The 21000-nt window shown below is 59.6% G+C and carries 17 protein-coding genes; 11 read left to right on the plus strand and 6 right to left on the minus strand.

The features are described from left to right. The first annotated feature begins 212 nt into the window (after positions 1-212). A complete protein-coding gene (locus P5540_12180) occupies positions 213-3800 on the plus strand; it encodes a discoidin domain-containing protein (protein HRT65574.1) in 3588 nt (1195 codons plus the stop codon). A 27-nt stretch (positions 3801-3827) separates the two neighbouring features. Here the strand turns inward: P5540_12180 and P5540_12185 are convergent, their stop codons facing one another. Then, complete coding sequence (locus tag P5540_12185) at positions 3828-4802, minus strand: ROK family glucokinase (GenBank protein ID HRT65575.1); 975 nt, start codon at positions 4800-4802, stop codon at positions 3828-3830. Between the two features lie 355 nt (positions 4803-5157). Between P5540_12185 and P5540_12190 the strand changes: the two genes are divergently transcribed. From P5540_12190 to P5540_12200, 3 genes are all read left to right on the plus strand, one after another. Then, positions 5158-6207 (plus strand): radical SAM protein, encoded by a 1050-nt coding sequence (locus P5540_12190; protein ID HRT65576.1) that lies wholly within the window; start codon positions 5158-5160, stop codon positions 6205-6207. Positions 6208-6291: 84 nt separating this feature from the next. After that, entirely contained in the window at positions 6292-7701 is a 1410-nt protein-coding gene (locus P5540_12195; GenBank protein HRT65577.1) for a radical SAM protein, read from the plus strand. Continuing rightward, positions 7698-8993 (plus strand): radical SAM protein, encoded by a 1296-nt coding sequence (locus P5540_12200; GenBank protein ID HRT65578.1) that lies wholly within the window; start codon positions 7698-7700, stop codon positions 8991-8993. Before P5540_12195 ends, P5540_12200 begins: the two co-directional genes overlap by 4 nt. A 45-nt stretch (positions 8994-9038) precedes the next feature. Here the strand turns inward: P5540_12200 and P5540_12205 are convergent, their stop codons facing one another. From P5540_12205 to P5540_12225, 5 genes are all read right to left on the minus strand, one after another. After that, positions 9039-10136, minus strand: a complete 1098-nt coding sequence (locus P5540_12205; GenBank protein HRT65579.1) for an exo-alpha-sialidase — start codon at positions 10134-10136, stop codon at positions 9039-9041. A gap of 91 nt (positions 10137-10227) precedes the next feature. Further along, entirely contained in the window at positions 10228-12006 is a 1779-nt protein-coding gene (locus P5540_12210) for a hypothetical protein (GenBank protein ID HRT65580.1), read from the minus strand. Between the two features lie 158 nt (positions 12007-12164). After that, entirely contained in the window at positions 12165-13709 is a 1545-nt protein-coding gene (purF, locus tag P5540_12215) for an amidophosphoribosyltransferase (protein ID HRT65581.1), read from the minus strand. Between the two features lie 3 nt (positions 13710-13712). Next, on the minus strand, positions 13713-14603 hold the full coding sequence (locus tag P5540_12220) for a phosphoribosylaminoimidazolesuccinocarboxamide synthase (protein ID HRT65582.1): 891 nt from the start codon (positions 14601-14603) through the stop codon (positions 13713-13715). Between the two features lie 60 nt (positions 14604-14663). Continuing rightward, complete coding sequence (locus tag P5540_12225) at positions 14664-15947, minus strand: 6-phospho-beta-glucosidase (GenBank protein ID HRT65583.1); 1284 nt, start codon at positions 15945-15947, stop codon at positions 14664-14666. A 310-nt stretch (positions 15948-16257) separates the two neighbouring features. Here P5540_12225 and P5540_12230 point away from each other — a divergent pair, with 310 nt between their 5' ends. From P5540_12230 to P5540_12260, 7 genes are all read left to right on the plus strand, one after another. Next, the gene (locus tag P5540_12230) at positions 16258-16581 is read left to right on the plus strand and encodes a metalloregulator ArsR/SmtB family transcription factor (protein HRT65584.1); all 324 of its coding nucleotides are present in this window, start codon (positions 16258-16260) and stop codon (positions 16579-16581) included. Positions 16582-16670: 89 nt separating this feature from the next. Then, on the plus strand, positions 16671-17966 hold the full coding sequence (locus tag P5540_12235) for a permease (protein HRT65585.1): 1296 nt from the start codon (positions 16671-16673) through the stop codon (positions 17964-17966). 313 nt (positions 17967-18279) lie between these two features. Then, positions 18280-18513, plus strand: a complete 234-nt coding sequence (locus P5540_12240; GenBank protein HRT65586.1) for a thioredoxin family protein — start codon at positions 18280-18282, stop codon at positions 18511-18513. A 29-nt stretch (positions 18514-18542) separates the two neighbouring features. Then, positions 18543-18938: a putative zinc-binding protein gene (locus P5540_12245; protein HRT65587.1), complete on the plus strand. Its 396-nt coding sequence runs from the start codon at positions 18543-18545 to the stop codon at positions 18936-18938. Positions 18939-18982: 44 nt separating this feature from the next. Further along, positions 18983-19672, plus strand: coding sequence for a flavodoxin family protein (locus tag P5540_12250; GenBank protein ID HRT65588.1), 690 nt, complete (start codon positions 18983-18985; stop codon positions 19670-19672). A 128-nt stretch (positions 19673-19800) separates the two neighbouring features. Continuing rightward, the gene (locus P5540_12255) at positions 19801-20334 is read left to right on the plus strand and encodes a nitrophenyl compound nitroreductase subunit ArsF family protein (protein HRT65589.1); all 534 of its coding nucleotides are present in this window, start codon (positions 19801-19803) and stop codon (positions 20332-20334) included. Between the two features lie 150 nt (positions 20335-20484). Further along, a complete protein-coding gene (locus P5540_12260) occupies positions 20485-20991 on the plus strand; it encodes a thioredoxin family protein (protein ID HRT65590.1) in 507 nt (168 codons plus the stop codon). Positions 20992-21000: the final 9 nt, after the last annotated feature.

Consider the following 21000-nt stretch of genomic DNA (forward strand, 5'->3'; position numbering starts at 1 on the left):
GGCGGCGTCATTTGCTGTACGAATGGGAAGACAGGCTCGCTTGGAGACGGCGCAGGTTGGTTGAAGACGGTTGAAGAAATGAATGGCGGGCCGTATCGCCAGGTTTGGCGGGCCAAAATCGGCTTCGGTAGCGACGCCGTTGATGGCGGCGGATGCCGGCGATACGCAATCGTTGAATTTTCATAACCTCCAAGCAGGCGAGGGTATGCGAGATGAAATGCCGGGTTGCGTTGTTGTGGTGGATGTGCATCGTTGCGGCGGGTGTTCAGGCCGATACGGTTATTGTTCCGGACAAGGCGAACGAGGTTGTGTTCCCTGCGCAGCCGGCACAGTATGTGCGGTTCGTGATTCAGGCGGTGAACGACGGAAGCCAAGCCTGTATTGACGAGTTGGAGATTTATGGACCTGACGCCTCCGCGGACACCTCGCCGCATACCCCGCCTTTTCCTCCTCAAGAGGCGAATCTTGCGCTTGGCCCGGGCGCGGCCGCCTCGGCTTCATCGTGCATAACCGGGTATTCGATTCACGCGATTCATCATCTGAACGACGGCCAATACGGCAATGCGCGGAGTTGGATTGCAGGAGGGACAGGCGAGGAGTGGGCGCAGATCGCCCTGCCGGAACCAGCGGAGATAGCAAGGGTGGTGTTCTCGCGCGACCGGAACGGCGTGTTTCGCGACCGCGTTCCCGTGAAATTCGAGGTCCGGCTTTCACTCGACGGCCGCGAATGGACAACCGTCAGGCAGGTGTCTGCGCGCACGCAGGGCGATGCGCCTTCCGCTGTGGTTCCTTCCACGCCGGACGCGCCGGACCCGGCCGTTTTCATCCCCCGAAACGACCCGGTGCGCGCGTCGTTTCTCGGTGAGGAACACGCCTGGCTGAAAACCCATGGCCGCGCGGATCTCAGCCCCGCGCTTGTGCCCTACAACGGGCGCGTCGAGGAATACCCCCGGCATGCGGGCGACGATGTTCTGCCCTTGCCGGCGCTTTCGGATCTCTCGGACTGGCGTGTGGCGGCATCCCAGGGAACGGTCCGTGTCGCGTCTCCGTACGATTGGGATAACGGTCCCTTGGTCTGTTTCCGTGTATGGGCTTGCCGCATGGACGCGGATTTTCTCTTCGCTGTTGAGGCGGACCGCCTGTTGGGCCGCCGTCTGGCCGTGATTTCGGACGGCGCCGGCAACGATTGCGGCGTGCTTGAATACGCGGACGGCCAACTCACGTTCAACACCTATCGAAAATCAGGCGACAAGATTGAGTTGGCGTCGAGCCGCATCGTCGAAGGAACCTTCGCCCGGAATCCGGCGCGATTCGAGTTCCGCCTGCCGCAATCCCTGTTTCCCGGTGCGGTCGAATTTGGGATCCGCGTCGGACTCGGCATGGGAGGAAAGCACGTCGGCGCGATGGGACGGCCGGTGACGTTCGCGTTTTCCCCCATGGCCATCGCGGAGACGGCCTCGCCGGATCGCGCGGCGTTCGCGATCCGTCTTGTCCTGCATGCCGCCGCCACGCTCGCCACAAACGTCCCCGGATTCGAATCCCTGGCTCTGGAATCCGGTCGCGCCGCCGACATTCCGGTGATCGGCGAACAGGGACCGATTGGGCCGCAATTCGACTTCAAGGCGCGCGACGAATCCGGGCATGAATTCGCCCTTCATCTGTTTCGGTACGATCCCCTTGAACGCACGTTGGCGTTGATGGAAGACATGATCGCCCGTTTCGCCGCCAAGGGAATCACCGTGGAAGCCGAACGCGCACGGTTGGCCTGCTTGAGGGCAAGGCAGAGGGGCGAAAAACTGGACGCCCGCGATCTGTTGGCCGAAGCGCGCATGGCAAAACGTAAATTGATGTTCCGCGATCCCGATCTCAAGTCCCTCGGCCGGATCCTTTTCGTCAAGCGCCACGCCTTTCGGCCCTCGCACAATTACAGCGATTACTTCGACGCGGCGTTCCGTCCCGGCGGCGGGATCTACCTCATGCACACGCCGTGGAAAGAAGGCGCCGGCCTTGTTCCCGAAGAAGCCGCGTTTACGCGGTTGTTCGATGCCGGCCGCGGAATCGCCCGCAATCCGGCGGCGAACTTCGATGCAACCATGGTGTATTTCGGATACCGGGACTCAGAGCCGGGCTACTATCACATCATGTCCGTGAAACCAGACGGATCGGACCTCAAACAAATCACGGATGGGCCATTCCACGATTTCTGGCCGTGCCCGTTGCCGAACGGCGATCTTGCGTTCATCTCGACGCGTTGCGCATGCCGCGTGTTCTGCTGGCGGCCGCAATCGTCGGTGTTGTTTCGCATGGACGCGGCCGGCGGCCACATCCGTCCGGTGTCGCTCGCGAATCTTACCGAATGGGCCCCGTCCGTCATGAACGACGGGCGCATCATCTGGACCCGCTGGGAATATGTGGACAAGGGCGCGGACTTCGGCCATACGCTCTGGGCCATCCGCCCGGACGGCCGCCATCCCGAACTCGTCTTCGGCAACGACATCATCCAGCCGAACGGCTACGCAAACGGGCGCGAAGTGCCCGGCACGAAGGAAATCGTTTGCACCCTGATATCCCATTTCGGCGATCTGAACGGCCCCATTGCGCTGCTCGACACAAGCAAGGGCCGATTCAATGAAAAGGCCATCGCGTGCCTTACCCCCGAAGTGCCATGGCCGGGCGCGCCGCCTTTGGAGGAATGTTTTCGCGAACCGTATCCGGTTTCGCGGGATTATTTCCTGGTATCGCACGCCCCGCGAAAACAATTCGGTATTTACCTCATCGATCGCCACGGCAACCGGGAATTGCTTTACATGGACCCCGAAACCCTGGACCCGGAAGGGCTCGACTGCATGTGCCCGACGCCGTTTCGCGCGGTTTCGGCCCCGCCTGCGTTGCAAGACGCGGAGGCCGCCGCGGAAGATGAACCGGGCGAGTTCACCCTCACGGATGTTTATGCGGGACTGGCGCCTGCCGTGCCGCGCGGAGCGGTGAAATACCTGCGCGTCGTCGAAGAGGTCCGGCACCGGCTCATGCCGCTTGAAAACGGCGAGTATCGCAAGGACCACGAAGCCTTCTTCAACTTTTACGCCTCGCCCGTGGACAAGGTCAGCGGCCCCGGCGGCTGGCCCGCGTATGTGGCCAAGACCTCGCTCGGGCTCGTGCCCGTTGACGAGGACGGCAGCGCCCGATTCAAGGCGCCGTCCGGACGTGTCTTCTATTTCGAGGTGCTCGACAAGGATTTCAACGAACTTCAGCGAATGCGCAGCGTCGTGCACTTGCAGCCGGGCGAAAAACGCAGTTGCATTGGATGCCACGAAAGCCGGCAGATGGCGCCGCCGGAGAAGGGACGTCCCACGGCGCAAATCGTCCGCGACATCGAACCGCCGTCATGGGGCGCCGTGCCTTTTTCCTTTGAAAAAGTCGTCCAGCCCGTGCTCGATGCCCATTGCGTGAAATGCCACGATGCCAAGCATCCGGATAAACTCGATTTCCGGGCGGAACTCGATGCCGACAAAATCCCCGCCTCTTACCGGACCCTGATATCGCGGGGCTTGGTTCATTTCGTTGATTGCGGCTGGAATTCCGGCGGATGCGAAAAACTCCCGCCGATGTCCTTCGGTTCACTGAAAAGCAAACTTTGGGAAACGTTGAACGCAGGCCACCACGACATCGCATTGACGCCGGATGAGATCCTGCGCATCAAGACGTGGATTGATCTTAATTGTTCCCTTTGGGATGACTACACTGATCGGGATTTGCGCCCGGCCACCGTGGCGATGGCCGGCCCGGCGGCTGCCCGGTAATATTGCCGTCCGCAGGGATTGCGAATTTCAGATGCCGCTTTCAAAACGAGCGAGGGCGCAGCCGGCGCTGCCGATAACGCCGGAATCGGCGCCAAGCCCCGCGGGAAGGATCTGTGCTCGGTTTGCGGGAACCTCGAACGTGAGTTCGCGGGCGGTTTTGCGGATCGGATCGAACAATACGTCGCCCGCCGCGATCATCCCTCCGCACAGTACGACCTTTTCGGGATTCAACAGGTTGATCAGGCTCGAAATGCCGATGCCAAGCCAGACGCCCGTTTCGTTCATGACCCAGCGGCAAAACTCGTCCCCCTGTTCGATGCCGTCGGAAATCATCTTGCCGGTGATGGCCTTGAGGTCGCCTTGGCACCAGTCCGTCAATACGGTCTTGCGGCCCGATTCAATGCCCTCGACGGCCGTGCGGACCATGCCGGTGACGCTGCCGTAGGCTTCCAGACAGCCCGTCGCGCCGCAGCCGCAGGCGCGCCCGCCGCGCATGACTTTCAGGTGCCCGATCTCGGCGGCTGTCCCGTCAATCCCCCGCAGCAGTTGGCCGAACACGACGATCCCGCCGCCAACGCCCGTGCCGAGCGTCAGCAGGCACATGTTCTCCGCGCCCTGACCCGCGCCGAGCCAGTATTCCCCGTAGCATGCGACATTCGCGTCGTTGTCCACGTAGACCGGGAATCCGAGCCGCTTTGTCATCTCGTCCGCCAGCGGCACGTTCTTCCAGCCGGGCAAATTCGGCGGACTGTACACGACGCCCGTCTGCCAGTTCATCGGTCCCGGCGCGCCAATCCCCGCCGCGATCACGTCGCCGCGCTTCGCGCCCGTCTGGGCAAGCACGGCCTCGACACTCTCGGCCATGCACGTCATGACGGCTTCCGGACCCTCCTCTGCCCGCGTTGGACGCGAATCCTTGCCGAGAACCTTTTTGTCGCGGGAAACAATGGCGGTCTTCACATTGGTCCCACCCAGATCCACGCCGATAATGAGTTCGCTCACAGCAACCCCTCCATGGTTACGTCACGGAACATAAACACCTAACGCGGCTCAGCCGCAATGTCTCAATCAAGAATATGATTTCTTTGTCCGCAACTTCTGTGTACCATGCACAGAAGTTGTGGACAAAGAAACTATTTGCGCTTCCTTCCTGGCCTTCATTTCACTTTCATGTGGAAGCCGGTTCAATCTTTTTCGTCCTTGCGGCGGCATCTTATCTTTTCAAACCGCGTCAATGCAATGAAGATAGGACGACGATGGCAAGGATGAAACGGATTGATTCGTTTTCGGTTTGCCCTTGTGGGGCGGTGCGGGATATAGTCTTCCCCGGTATCGTGATAAAACACGGGAGCAATGCATGAGTGACAAGACCGGGGTCTTCGACTTTCTGGAAAACCGGATTCTGACGCATTATCAGGCCGCCCGCATGATACTTGACGGCGAAATGCCTCCCCCGCGCACCGCCATTGTCTATCCCACTTACGTGTGCAATCAGAATTGCCTGTGGTGCGAATACGCCGAGGACAACGCCCGGATCCATCACATGATGACCGGCGATCAGTTGCGCGGCCTGATTTGGGAACTGCGCGATTTGGGCGTGCGCGGTGTGGAATTTTGCGGCGGCGGCGAACCGACGCTGCATCCGGATCTCCCGGATCTAATCCGCGAAATGAAATCGCGCGGCATGAGTACGGGCCTTTTGACCAACGGGTCGCGAATCAAGGGGGATCTGGCGCTGGCGCTGGCGGATTGCGCCAGTTACGTCCGCGTGGGATTCGACAGCGCGCACCGGGAAACATTCGATCGCGTGAAACGCCCGCGATCGCCGGACGCCTCGTTCGACAGCGTGTGCGGGAATATGGCCGGCCTGATACGCCTGCGCAACGAACGCGGCGGGAAGGTCCTTGTCAGCATGAAAGTCATCCTCTGCGCGGACAACTTTCGCGAGGTCGAAGATTGTGTCGCGCTGGCGGAACGGTTGGGAGCCGATTCCATCCAATTCAAGGCGGCGCGTCTGACCGATCACGAGTTGAACGCCGACCAGGCCGCCGAAGCCGCCCGACTGATCGCCGAGGCGCGGGCGCGCCATCCGAACATGCCCGTCGTCGGCGGCGTCGGAAAACTGAACATGACCCGTCCATGCTGGCTGACACCCTTGCAGATTATGATTGACGCGCTTGGCGACGTGTTTCTCTGCTGCTACTACCGCCATCGGCGCGAAACGCACGGATTCGGCAACGCCTTCACGCAGCCGCTGCGGGAAATTTGGCACAGCCAGCGGCATTGGGACGCCATTCAATCCATCCGGCCCGCGGAATGCAACCTGCTGGACTGCCGGTTTGTCCATTATAACCGCATCATGACGGAACTCATGCTGGAACGCGATGCGCAATTCGAGTTTATCTAGACACGGAGACGCCTTCTCCGGGGGAATTTCTTCTCCCGCGCAAAGAAGTTACCCAAATACCCTTCAAGCAAAGCGGGATACGCCATGAAGGTATTGATGCTCAATCCGCCGGGGCCGTATTGCCGGGCCGGTTCGCGGTGGCCGCACCGGCGCCCGATACAATCCGTGGGCATTGACTACCACCCGTTTCCCTTTGGCTTGGCGTATGCGGCATCGCGGGCGCGCGCGGACGGCCACGCGGTGCGCGTACTGGACTGCATCGCCCTCGGCATGTCGGCCGACGCGCTGATCGCACAGGTGCGGGAATTCAATCCCGACGTCGTGTTCATGGAAACGAGCGCGCCGAGTTTTCGGGGCGACGTCGAAATCATGCGCGCCATCGGACAACCCTGCGTGGCCGGCGGCGCGCATGCCACGGCTACGACCCGGGAGCATATTCAGGCCGGCTTCGCGGGTGTGATTCGTGGGGAATACGACCAAGTCATCACCGACGCGCTTAGGCTGCTTCCGCGCCCGTGGCTGGCGACGAAAACCGCTCCCGCCACGGAGCACGCTCCCCTGGTCGTTCGGCTCGACGATATCCCATGGCCGGCTTGGGATTTACTCCCGATGGAAAAATACAACGATCCAATTTGCCGGGGACGGTCCGTCACGGTGTTGTCGTCGCGCGGTTGTCCGCATCGTTGTTCGTTTTGCACTCTTGCCCCCTATCATGGCGGGCATGACTACCGGCTGCGCGATCCAAAAGCAGTATGCGATGAAATCGCCGAACTCATCCGGCGGTATCATCCCGATGAAATCTATTTTGACGACGATTCGATTTCCCTCAACCGAAAACATGTCCTTGCCCTATGCGAGGAACTGCGCCGCCGTCGTTTTGGCGTACCGTTTTCGTGCATGGGGCATGCCACGGTTGCGCATGATGTGCTCGAGGCCATGGCCGCCGCCGGATGCCGGGCCTACAAGTTCGGCGTCGAAAGCGCCGATCCGGACGTGTTGCGGCAGATCCCGAAGGCCCTCGAATTGGATGATGTCGTCCGCACCGTTCATGATTGCCGCCGCCTGGGCATTCGCACCCACGCGACGTTCGTGTTCGGCCTGCCCGGCGAAACGCGGGAAAGCGCGATGAAGACGATCGAGTTTGCGCTGCGTCTTCGCACGCACACCCTGCAATTCGCCATCGCGACGCCCTATCCCGGCACGGCCCTGTATGAGCACGCCCGCGGCAAGGGGTGGCTCATAAAGGAAGACTGGAACGATTTCGATCCGGCCGCGGAATCGGTCCTTTCGTATCCGGATTATTCGGCCGCCGATATCGCCGAAATGCACGCGCTGGCATGGCGCCGCTGGCAATGGCACATCCTTACCCGGCAGCCCGGCACGCTGTTCCATCATTTCCACAATGCCTATGAACGCGGGGGTGTCGCCGGGCTTGGCCGTTTGGGATGGTACGGCGCCGGGCGCCTTGTATCGTTCTTAAAGGCGCGCCGATGAAAATTGCCCTCATCAATCCCGGCTCGCCGCGCGCCCTGCGAAAAGAAAATCTGGGCTTGGCGTATCTGTCGGCGGTACTGAAAAACAACGGGCACAAAACCCTCATCATTGACGAAATCGCCCGCCAGAATGTCGCTGGCTGCCTTGAAGAGTTCAAGCCCGACGTGGCCGCGATTTCGTTCATGACGATGTTCGCCGCGCGCGCCTACGCGATCGCCGACGATATCCGCCGGCGCCGCGGCATTCCGGTGGTCATGGGCGGCGCGCATCCCACGGCCCTGCCGGCGGAAGCCATCGAACATTGCGACGTGGTGTTTCGGGGAGAAGCGGAGCATGCCTTTGCGGAAGCACTGTCGAGGGGGTGCATGGAAGGTGTCATTGACTGTGTGCCGCCGGACAATCTCGACGCACTGCCCTTGCCGGATCGCGCCGCGCTCGATTTGGAGTTTTACGCGCGTGGCGGGGAGGAGCTCGCGGGGCTTTCCTGCCGGACCCTCGGCGTGATCACCAGCCGGGGCTGTCCGTACCGTTGTGTTTTCTGCGCCAATGCCATGCGCCAGGCCGCGTTGCGGTTTCATAGTCCGGAACGGGTCATCGAGGAGATCCGCTACCTGGCCGATCGCCATGCCGTCGCGGGCGTGGCCTTCTACGACGAACTGATGGCCACGGATTTGGATCGTTTCCAGGCTATCTGCGAGGCGCTTGTCGCAACGGGATTGAACCGGCTGCGCTGGGAATGCCAGATGCACCCCCGGACCGTCCGCCCGGATCTCCTGCCGCTGATGAAACGGGCGGGATGCGTGCAGGTCGGCATCGGATTCGAAAGCGGCAGCCAGCGGATACTCGACGCAATCCGGAAAAACACGGTCGTCGAGGAAAACCTTGCCGTTGCGCGCCTTGTGCGGGAAGCCGGTCTGCGGCTCCGGGGCTGCTTTGTTTTCGGAATGCCGGGCGAGACCCCCGAAGACATCGCCGCGACGGAAAAATTCATGCGCGACGCCCGTCCGGACTTCGCCTCGATTCATTTTCTAACGCCGTTTCCCGGCACGCCGATCTATGACGCGAACGCGGATCGCATCCGTGCAATGAACATCCCGTGGGACACGTTTACCGCCGGCGACCCCGACACATTCACGTGCAACGAGGCGATCCCGCGCGAGGAACAAAAGCGGCTCTATGAATCGCTGTGCGCCCGCCAGGCGTTCCGTAATTATTCGTGGTTCGGCATGATCCGCCGCGCCTTCCGGAACCCGCGCCATGCGCTGCATGTGGCGGGGAAACTGATCCGGTAGCCACGGATCCGACCGATCGGACTGATCCATCAAATCCGTCGGATCTCATTTCCCTTCCCGAATCCATTCCTCGTTGAATCGGGCGTGCTTGATGCTCGAGCCCTTTTCGCCGGAAATCGAATGGGAATAGGTGCAGTGGATGGCGCCATCGGCGGCTTGAATGACCGACGGATAGGAGAACGATCCGGTGTCTTTCTCGGCGTTTTCAAGTGCGCGTTTCCATTTCCAGGTCACGCCTTCGTCGTCGGACAGATACACGGTCAGCAGGTGCCGCCCGTTCGTCGTGTCGTTGCAGACCAGCACCCAGTGTCCATTTTTTAGCGGGATGCACTCGACGCTCGAACCCGGATTTGGAATATCGAGGCTTTCGACTTTCCCCCACGTCATGCCGTTGTCCGGTGAAACCGCCGTCCGGATTTTTCGCGTCAATCCGTTTTCACGCATGAAGGCCACGATCGCGCCGTCCTTGCGCTTGACGAAACTCGGTTGAATATTGCCCAGTCCGACGATTGGCTCGCTGAATTCCCACGTTTTGCCCCAATCGTTCGTGAACGCCGCCAGCGAGCAGTTGAACACATCCGAGTAGAGGCCGAGCATCATGCGCGTGTCGGACAGCATGATCGGGTGCAGCCGGGTCATCCAGCCGAGCCGCTGGCCGAGTTTGTCCTTCAGCGCCGCGCCGCCGATGGGATTCTTTTCAAGATTCACGGGCCGGCAATGGATGACGTCCTGCCAGTCCCATTTCGGGGGGCCGTCTCCGTCATATTGTACGGCGGTGCGGTATTTGAGCAACGAACCGCCCCACTCATTATTCAGCACGGCGATCCAGAACAACCACAACGTACCGCGTGGATCAATGAAAAGAACCGGATTGCAGTCCGGCAGATCCTGCGAATCGGCCATGAGAAACGGTTCGGACCATGCCGTGGCGCCTTTATGTTTTCGTGCCCCCTGGATAATCACGTCGTCTTCCTTGCGTTCGCCGGACCCATGAAACCAGCAGGCGATCAGGCCGCCGTCCGCGGTTTCGACGATGCTCGATCCGTGGTTGTGCTTCGGGTTGCGCGGGAAAATCAATTCGGCCTCGTGCAACGGCGCCTGGGCCGCTTGCGCGGCGAGAACAAAAAGACAAAGCGTTGCCATCTGTCGATTCCTCCGATGGGATAGGCGTCCGGGCAGTATATGGAAAAAGCCGCATTCCTTCCGGAACGCGGCTCCGCAATATCATCAGAGATTACAACGAGTTGAATACTTTTTGGAACTGGGTCTCCGGACCTTCCATGATGAGTTGCTTTTCCGCAAGCGCCTTGACCTTGTTTTCGAAACCGGGTGTGCGCGACGCGAAGATCTCCTCCTCAATCTGCTTCTGGACGGTTCCGGGCAGGAGTTCGCGGAACTGGTAGTGTGGAACTTCGCCCGGCTGTGCCGTGTTCTCGTAACTGCCCACGTTTTTGCCGTCCAAGGTGCGGAAATAGACCGCCCAGTTGCCCTTCATCAAGCATTCGGCCCATTTGACTTCCCGTTCGCCGATCTTGTTCGTGACCGGGATGTGGGCGAAGAAATACGCCGTGCTGCCGGCGATGTCCAGCTCCTTCAAATAGAGGCTTGTGTATTCGTTCAGAAGTTCCGGGGTCACCCAACGGGCGCCGTCCACCTTGGCCTTCAGATTCTCGGCTGACGCGATACGGCCCGCGCGCGCATATTTTTCCGGGGTCAGCGGGATGCCTTCCTTGATGCCGATGAGCAACTGGTTGACGCTTGCCTGGAGCGCTTCCTTGGTGGCCCGGGTACGCTGGTTGGCTTCTTCCATGGTGCCGACCAAACCCGTAAGGCGTTCAACTTCGGCAACCAAACCCAACTGCCGCGCCTGGACAATCGAGGTCTGGTTCTGAAGTTCCTCGAAAGCCTCCTGGGCCTTGACAAACTCCTCGTTCTTCGTTTCGAGATCCATGCGCACTTGATCAAGTTCGGCCGCCGTCTTGGCCAGCGCATCCTGCGCGTCTTTTTCCTTGGCGGCCAATTCATTGATGGAATCGGTCAATTTCTTTTGCTGATCCAGCAATTCGTTGATCTTTTCGGGGGTAACGGCCGGACTGGTGCCCGGGGCCGCCTGCGCCTGCATCTTCTTGATGGTGTCGTTGAGTTTTACAACCTCGGCTTCCTTGGCCGCCAGCGGCTCGCGTAACGGGTTCGGGATAAAAGACAGTTTGGTGCTCACTTGGCCGCCCATGAAAATACCCACCAACAGACCGACCACGCCCACCAGAACAGCCACCAGGATCGCATTGACGCCGATACCTTTTTTCTCTTTGCCTTTCACAGGCTTCGGGGGCGGTGGGATCTCCGGCGCGCGCGCGCCGCCCAAGTCTGCCGTGCCCATGCCGGCGCCTTCCATGCCGGTTGGCGTAAAATCGGGGGCGGGTGTTTCCATGCCGCCGGGGCGAAAATCGTCAAAGGCGTTGGCGTCAAACGGCGAGCCGCCTCCCGGAGGAGGGGTGCCGCCAATCGTCTCGCCGGGAAACATGGGGGTTTCCATCGTGCGGGTGGGCGCGGGTGTGTCCAAGGACGGGGTAAATCCCCGCCCGCCGCCGGAACCGCCAAACGCGCTGTCGAACATCGGTGTGTCAATATCCGCGGGTCCGGGTCCGATTTCCGGTGTTTCGGGCGAGAAATCGCTGTCGGCTTCCGAACTCTGGAATCCGCGGCCCGGCTTGCGCGGGGTTTCGCCGGCATCGTCGAGCGCCAACCCGCCGAATCCGCTGTCGCTTTCAAGACTGAAGCCCGGGGGAGTCGGCTTGATATTCCCGCCGGTCGGCATGGGAATCTCTTCGGATATATCATCTATGGATGGCAGTCCGCCGAACGATTCCTTTTTTTCAAGCGGCGGAAACTCCTTGTCGGACTTGAATCCACCTGAATCGAAATCGCTCAACGGCGGCAGATTGCCCAGCGCATCCTGCTCGTCTCCGCCCTTGTTCGGATTGCCCGTACCATTGGACTTATCATCGGCCATGACTCGCACCTCCGCATCCGCGCAAAACGTTTGGAGTTACACAACTCCTGCACTTGTCGCATTCTAACACGCCAAACACTATCTGTCAAGAATATTCCTTGCCCCGTCGTTTCGGGTTCTACCGGCCGAAAATGCCGCCTTATTCGGTTCAAAAAGCCTCAGAATTCGGAGGGCATGGCCGTTTTCATCGCATCGTAGGGTTCGGTGCTTGTGTCCACATGCCGCCGTGAAATCTTCGACAACGTGTAATCGCACGGCGTGGGCGTTGGATACATGTCGTTGAAACAGGCCAGGCAAAACTCGTCGCGGGGCAAGTCCGTTGCCTCCACCAGTCCGTCAATCGTTTGGTACACCAGCGAATCCACTTCGAGATAGTCGCGTATGGCGTCCACCGTCATGTGCGAGGCAATGAGTTTTTGGCGGTTCGGCGTGTCTATGCCGTAATGGCAGCTGTTGATGATGGGCGGCGAACTGACCCGGAAATGGATCTCCCTGGCGCCGTTGTGCCTCAGCATTTTGATAATCTTGCGCGAGGTGGTCCCCCGCACGATGCTGTCGTCAATGAGCACGATGCGCTTGCCTTCGATCACGTTGCGCGCGGGGTTGAGTTTGATTTTCACGCCGAAGTCGCGGATGCGCTGATCGGGTTCGATGAACGTCCGGCCCACGTAATGGTTCCGGATGAAGCCCATGTCGAACGGAATGCGGGACTCGTGCGCGTAGCCGAGCGCGGCGGGATTCGACGAGTCCGGCACGGCCATGACGATATCGGCCTCGACCGGCGCTAGGCGGGCCAAGTTGGCCCCAAGCCGCTTGCGCACCGCATCCACGCTCCGGCCAAAGAGATAACTGTCCGGCCGCGCAAGATATACAAACTCGAAAATGCACTTGCACGGTTGCGCCGGCTCGAAGGGGAAAATGGATTCGATGCCGCCGGGCGACAAGAGGACCACCTCGCCGGGTTCGATTTCACGGACCCATTCCGCGTCCATGATGTCGAGCGCGCACGATTCGCTGGCTAGCACATACGCCCCGTCCCGCCGGCCCAGCCACAGCGGGCGAAAACCGCGCGGGTCGCGGGCGGCCACGATCTCGTCGCCGTCAATCGCCAAAATGCAATATGCGCCGACAACCTGCCGGAGCGCCTCGATGACGCAATCCACGAAGCGTTTCTGTTTCGAGCGGGCCGTGAGTTGGATGACGACCTCGCTGTCCGTGGTGGACTGGAAAATGGCGCCGTTCTCTTCCAACTGTTCCCGGATGACGTGCGCATTGACGAGCGTGCCGTTGTGTCCCAGCGCCATCGAACCGCGGGCATAGTCCACTACCAGCGGCTGCACATTACGCAGGGTGCTTGTGCCGAACGTTGAATACCGGACGTGGCCAATCGCCTTGTCGCCATGCACCTGCGCCAAACGGTGCGGCTTGAACACGTCGGCGACCAGTCCCACGCCGCGATGGGCCGTGAGATTGCCCTCGTGCGACGCGACGATGCCCGCGCCTTCCTGGCCGCGATGCTGAAGCGCATACAGGCCCAAGTAGACGAGTTTCGGGGCTTCCGGGTGTCCGTACACCGCGCAGAGTCCGCATTCCTCGCGCACATGATCGAAATCGCGTTCGCACAAGGCGCCGCACGCGGCGGAATTTCGCGCGTGCGGACACGCCGCGCAGGACTTGCCGAAAGGAACCATGCCGGATTCCATGAATCAGAAATCCTTTCTTCCGGTCAGTTGGCGATAGGCTTCCACGTATTTCTCGCGGGTCTTCTCCACCACGTCGTCGGGCAACGGCGGCGGCGGGGAATTTTTGTCCCATCCGGTCGTTTCGAGCCAGTCGCGCACATATTGCTTGTCATAACTTGGCTGGGCTTTTCCAGGTTGATATTGATCCGCAGGCCAGAAGCGCGACGAATCGGGCGTCAAAATTTCATCGGCTAAAATTACCTCGCCGTCAAGCGTGCCGAATTCGAACTTCGTGTCGCACACGATAATGCCCCGCGACGCGGCGAACTCCCGCGCGAACGAGTATACGTCCAGCGCGGCTTTCACGGCCGTGTCGAGCAGATCCTTGTCCATGATTTTAGCCGCTTCTTCGGCGGAGATATTCAGGTCGTGGCCGTCGGTGGCCTTTGTCGCGGGCGTGAAGATGGGTGTTTCCAGTTTGCTGGCCTCGACCAGCCCTTCGGGCAGTTTGATCCCGCATACCGATCCGGTTTGCCGGTATTCCTTGAGTCCGCTGCCGGCCAGATAACCGCGCACGACGAATTCGACCGGAAACATCTTGCACTTCCTTACCAGCATGGACCGCCCCTCGAACTGGTCCGCATGCGCCCGAAAATCCTCCGGGAAATCCTTCAGATCGGCGGATATCAAGTGGTTGCGCACCAGGGAAGCGGTCTGCTCGAACCAGAAGAGGGACATGGCGGTGAGGATTTTGCCCTTGTCGGGGATGCCGACCGGATTGACCCAATCGAAGGCCGAGAGGCGATCCGTCGCGACGATGATCAATTGGTCGCCCAAATCGTAAATATCGCGCACCTTGCCGCGCGCAAGGGGGGTGCGGTTGGGCAGGCTGGTTTCGCAAATGGCTTTGTTCATCGCGCACAACTCCTCGTTCCCTGCGTGGGCGCGGACCCATTCCGCGCCCGGTTCGTGATGTTAAAAGAAAGTACCCTGGAGGTAGGGGCGGTTGATTTCAAGCAATTCGTCAAGCAATTTGCGCGAAGCGAGGGCGCCGGGCATCAACGGGTGCATCAGCATCGCCTGGAACGCCCGTTCCCGGCAGCCCTTCACCGCCGCCTCGACGGTCATCGTTTCGTACGCCTTCACGGCCTGCATCAGTCCGCGAATGATCGGATCCGGCTTCGGCTGCGGCACGGCCTTGGCCCCGTCCTTGCCGATGATTGCCGGAACTTCCACCGACACGTCGTCGTCGAAGGATGGCACGGCGCCGTTGTTCCGGCAGCACACAATTTGCCGGTTTCGCGTGTCGTTCTGTATCGCGCTAATCAAATGGAACGCCGCCGTCGAATAGTGCGCGCCGCCGCGCTTGGACAATTCCTCGGGCTTCTCGTCAAGGTCCGGACGTCCGTACTTTTCGAAGAGGGTTTTCTCGACTTCGACCACTTCCTCGCCGCGGGTCTTTTCCTTGCTTTTCAAGTGATCGAGCACGGCGGAAGTCGCGTAGTAATACTGAAGATAGCCGTTCAGGATCATGCCGAGGCTCTTCATTGCCGCGATCATGTTTTCGCGGACGTCGGGGACTTCCCACTCTTCGGCGGCCATCTCGATGAACTTTGCCAGCGCGGTCTCGGTGACGTCCTTGCCCGCAATCGAGACACGGCGAATCCATGCGAGATGGTTCAGTCCAACATAGTCGAGCCTCACATCTTCGGGTGCGCAGCCGATGTGTTTCACGATGTCCATAATGATGCCGATGGGCACGTTGCACAGCCCCACGCTTTTGATCGCGCCATGCTTGATCAAAGCCTCGGTCACGATGCCGCTGGGATTGGTGAAATTGACGAGAAACCCATTTGGCGCAAGTTCCTCCATTGCATGGGCGATGTCAAGGATGCGGGGAATGGTCCGCAAGGCGCAGGCGAATCCGCCCACCCCGGTCGTTTCCTGGCCCACAATGCCGTGGCGCAGTCCGAGCTTTTCGTCCTGGATGCGCGCCTGAATGCCGCCCACCCGGATTTGCGTGACGACGTACGACGCATCCTTGACCGCTTCGCGCATGACCCCGGTGTCGTATACTTTGAACGGGTTGCCGTGGCGGGCGGCCATTCGCCGGGCGAGGCCGGTCGTGATCGTGAGCCGGTCACGGTTCGGATCCATCATCCAGAGTTCGGTAACGGGGATCGAGTCCAGCCGTGCGAACAACCCGTCCACCAGTTCGGGCGAATAGGAACTAGCGCCGCCAATCACGGCCAGTTTCATGGAACAATCCTCCTTGGTCCTGCGCGGAAATGCGAAGCTGCTTGCATGCGTCCTTGGATAGTTTCCACGCGCAGGAATACAGCGGGATCATACGTGCGCCATCCATCAAAATCAACGCATGCGATTGCACGCTCCAGACAAGTCGTTTACGGAACCAGCAAAGCCGGTGAAGGACCCAAAAAGACGAAAAGGACATCAAGAACGATAATCGCCATGCACACAAGACGTGGGGGCCTTTTCGGCCTGGGGACTTGACAAAATCGCTACTATTTGGCTATAATGCCAAATAGTAAAGAAAAAGGAGATTCTTGTGGACGCGAAGACGCAGGCATTATTCGAGGCGCGGGCGGAAATTGTGAAGGCCCTTGCGCATCCGACGCGGCTGTTCATCGTGGATGTGTTGTCAAAGGGCGAGCGGTGCGTATGCGAGTTACAGGCGGACATTGACGCGGACATTTCGACGGTGTCGAAGCATTTGGCGGTACTGCGGAACGCGGGAATCGTCGAGGACGACAAGCGCGGCCTGCAGGTCTTTTACCGTCTGCGCGTTCCGTGCATCCTGAACTTCTTTGGCTGCGTGGAGAACGTGCTGCAGGAAAATGCCCGGCGTCATCAGGCATTGGTGAACGATTGATCGTCCCGGGTAAGGCGTTGGGATGTCGCCGATGTAATAATTGGCAATTGGCGCAATAACGCACGGATGTGTCAGAAGGGTTTGCGATCGTGGATTGGCGAAAAGAGTGGAAGGCCTTGGCTGTTATCGTGGCCGTTTTTCTGGCGTGTTTTTACCTGCCCGTGGGCATGCCGCGTTTCGACAACGCGGTTATGGAATCGCTCCAACTGGTCAAATGGTATGCCCAGGAGCACGTGTTGCTGTGCCTGGTTCCTGCATTCTTTATCGCTGGCGCGATTTCGGTGTTCATCAGCCAAGCCTCCGTGATGAAATACCTCGGGGCCAACGCGCCCAAAGTGCTGGCCTATGGCGTGGCTTCGGTATCGGGTACGATCTTGGCGGTTTGCTCCTGCACCGTGTTGCCGCTTTTCACGGGCATCTGGCGGATGGGGGCCGGCCTGGGGCCGGCCACGGCATTTCTGTACTCCGGCCCGGCGATTAACGTCCTTGCCATCGTGCTTACGGCGCGGATTCTGGGCATGGAACTGGGCATCGCGCGCGCCGTTGGGGCCGTGTCGTTCAGCATCTTGATTGGCCTGCTCATGCATCTCATTTTCCGCAAAGAGGAACAGGCGAAAGCCATCGCGCAAGCGGCGATGCCGGAGCCGGAGGTAGCCCGGCCACTCTGGAAGACCGCCACGTACTTCGCCTCGATGGTGGCGATCCTGGTGTTCTCGAACTGGGGCAAACCCGAATCGGACGCCGGTCTGTGGTATGCGATCTATAGCGCAAAGTGGTTGATAACGGCTATCTGCGCCGTGGGCTTCGGCGTCATTCTGGCCGCTTGGTTCCGGCTTGCCTGGTGGAAAGTCGTGCTGGTTGCGATTCCGACCGTCATTCTCGCGGCGCTCTTCCCGCACGAACCCATTTTGGCTTTTACCGCCGCCTTCATTGGATTGTCCGTCGTCACCAGCACGAGCGAAGGGGAGATGGGTGAATGGTTTGGCGTGACGTGGGGATTCGCCAAGCAAATCCTCCCGCTGCTCCTGGGCGGGGTGCTGGTGGCAGGTGCGCTGTTGGGCCGTCCGGGCAATGAAGGATTGATCCCGAATGCGTGGGTAACCTGGGCGGTCGGAGGCAACTCGCTGGCCTCCAATTTTCTGGCATCCATCATTGGGGCCTTCATGTACTTCGCCACCCTGACCGAAGTGCCGATTCTTCAGGGCTTGATCGGTTCGGGCATGGGCAAAGGCCCGGCGCTGGCACTTCTCCTCGCCGGTCCGGCGCTTTCGCTGCCGAGCATGCTGGTGATTTACAGCGTGATGGGTTTCAAGAAGACGCTGGTCTTTTGTTCTCTCGTCGTAATCATGTCAACAATGGCAGGAATGATTTATGGAGCGATTTAACTTGAGAGTGCCGAATTGGCGGGCTTTGTCCTTCGATATGCTTCGAGACCTTGTTGGACAGTCTGTTCAGCCTGTACATACAAAGGACAAATGCGTGGGACAGGCTGTCCAGCCTGTCCAACCAAGGCAAGGGTGAATCATTGAAATCGACAGACTGGACAGTCTGTCCCACGTTCCGCGCATGGAGGAAATTTTCACGGGTATTCGTGCAAGTAAATACAGACAGGAACCCGACTTTATTATGGACGTGACGATTTGAACAATAACCGGCGCAAGGACCTTTTCGTGCGCCTCAACACAAGGAGCGAATCGAATGAAGACACTGCAAATTCTGGGAACGGGATGTCCCAAGTGCAAAAAACTGGCGGAGAACACGGAAGCCGCTGCCAAGGAACTGGGCGTCGAATACGAGATAGAGAAGGTTACGGACATCAACGCCATTATGGGGTTCGGTGTCATGATGACGCCGGCGCTTGCCGTGGATGGCCAAGTAAAGGTAGTCGGCAAAGTGCCCGACGTGGCGGATATCAAGAAACTACTGGCATGAGATCCAGAACGGAATAGGAGAGATTGAGTGTGAGCGGGAAGACGAATGATGTGTGCGCCTGCGCGGCGGCCCCGAAACTTATCTTTGCATGCTCGGGCGCGGCGGACGTAGGAGCGGTCGCCGATCAGGCTGCCCGCAAACTCACCCGGGAAGGCGTGGGCAAGATGTATTGTCTGGCCGGAATCGGCGGGCGTGTGAGCGGAATCATCGAGACGACCAAGGCCGCCAGCGTGGTGCTTGCGATTGACGGATGCCCGATCAATTGCGCGGAAAAGTGCCTGAAGGAAGCCGGGTTCTCGGATTTCCAGCACATTCAACTTGCGGATCTGGGAATGGAAAAGGGTAAGACCCCGCCTTCGGAAGAACACATCGCCAAGGTATCCGATATTGGAATGAAGCTGTTGGGCGAACAATGCATTGCGTGAGTCGAGTCTCTAGGTGACTCTCAACGGTTGAGGAGGATACGACCATGTCATCCAAGATTGGACGCAGGGAATTGATCGGCGCCGCGGGCGCCGCCATTGTGGCCGGCGCCATTGGTGGAGAAGCCGCCGCGCAGGATGCGTTGCCCAAGAGAAAGATTATTGGTATTAGTTGCAGCCCCCGAAAGGGCAAGACGACTGCGGCGGCCGTTGCGCTGTGCCTTAAGGCTGCCGAGGAGCAGGATCCGGGTCTGGCCACGGAATTGATCGAACTGGCGGACTTCAGCATTCCCGCCCAGTTAGCGGCGGGCCAACCGCTTCGCGAGGGCGAAGCGGATGATTTTCCGAAGTTGGTCGAGAAGCTCGGCGATCCTGCCGTGGCCGGTATCATCGTTGGCTCGCCGGTGTACTTCGGCAACATGAGCGCGCTCTGCAAGGCATTCCTGGACCGTTGTTTCGCATTCCGCAAGGACGGATTCAAGCTGCGCAACAAGGTCGTCGGCGTACTGGCCGTGGGCAGCACGCGTAACGGTGGACAAGAACTGACCATCCGCTCAATTCAGACGGCCCTGATGTGCCAGGACATGGTCGTCGTCGGCGACGGGCAACCTTCCGCCAGAGTCGGTGCAACGTTATGGAACCAGAATGATTCCATCGAGGGCGACGATTTTGGAAAAGATACGGCCAAGAATCTTGGCCGGCGCGTCGCTGAACTAACGGCGCTTATAGGAGCGTGATTCCCGGGCCGTTGGCAAAGTGCGACCGCTCGCATCAACCAGTTCTGTGTAGCGTGTCGTGTGCCGCGTTTGCAGTCATTCCGCTGGACGCGATGACGGTAGAGTAGCACACCCAGCGGAGACCAGATGTGATAGAGACGGGACAGACAAGCGGTAGTCGCCGCGCGAAGTTTGTGGCCGGTATCGGCTTTCTGGTTGTGCTTCTAGCCATATCGGGCGCAGTCGCGTTCGGCATGAAATCGCTCACCAAGGCGGACATGCCTTCAACGCTTGTCGCTCCTGGGACCAAGGATGCTTTGAAACCGGGCCGCGGCGACGCCCCCGTTTCCATTATCCAGGTCTACTATTTCCATCGCACCATGCGGTGCCCCTCTTGCGAGAAGATCGAGTTCCTCGCGAAGACAGCCGTGGAAGAGGCATTCGCGGGGGAACTGGCCACGGGAGGCATGCAATGGCGCGCCGTCAATATCGACGAGCCGGACAATAGACACTTCGAGGACAAATATCGGTTACAGGCACAGTCCGTCGTTGTCTCCGAACTGCGCGACGGCAAGGAGACGAGATGGAAGAACCTGGAGAAGGTATGGGATTTGCTGGACAACGACTCCGAATTCATCCGGTATGTGCAGGACGAAGTCCGTGCCTATGCGCAGGGAACATGACGGCCTCCCGGACTTGGAGCAACGGGCCTTGGAAAGACCAGTTTGATGTGTGATTGCAGTCAAGGCTCCAATCAGTGGCTGCCGTTTATCTACATGGCGGCAGCTCTTGGAGTGGTTGTTGTATTCGAGTGGAATTCAAGGAGAAAGAATATGGAAAGCGCAGAATCCAAGCCCAAGGCTTCCAGAGTCTTGTCCGGAATGGGTATGAAGGTAGCCATCGTCGCAATTCTCATCTTGGCGGTGGGAGCAACGGTTTATACGAAGAATCGGAAATCTTCCGATCTCGCGCCGGAAAACGCTGCCACCGCCCAACAGTCCGTTTCGGATAAGCCCCTATCCGAAGCCGCGCCGCAGTCCGCTGCGCCAGACACTAAGGCTGGGCTTCCGCGTCTGGTGGATTTGGGCGCGACGAAATGTATTCCCTGCAAGATGATGGCGCCCATTCTCGAGGATCTGAAGAAGACCTACGCCGGCAAACTCGAAGTGGTCTTTATTGATGTTTGGGAAAAGCCCGATGAGGCGAAGAAATACGGCATCAACCTGATTCCCACCCAAGTTTTCTACGACGCCTCCGGCCAGGAACGTTTCCGGCACGAGGGATTCTACTCGAAGGAAGACATATTGGCCAAATGGAAGGAACTCGGCGTGACGCTGTGACCGGTTCGG

The sequence above is a fragment of the Candidatus Hydrogenedentota bacterium genome (assembly GCA_035450225.1).
Taxonomy (GTDB): domain Bacteria; phylum Hydrogenedentota; class Hydrogenedentia; order Hydrogenedentales; family SLHB01; genus DSVR01.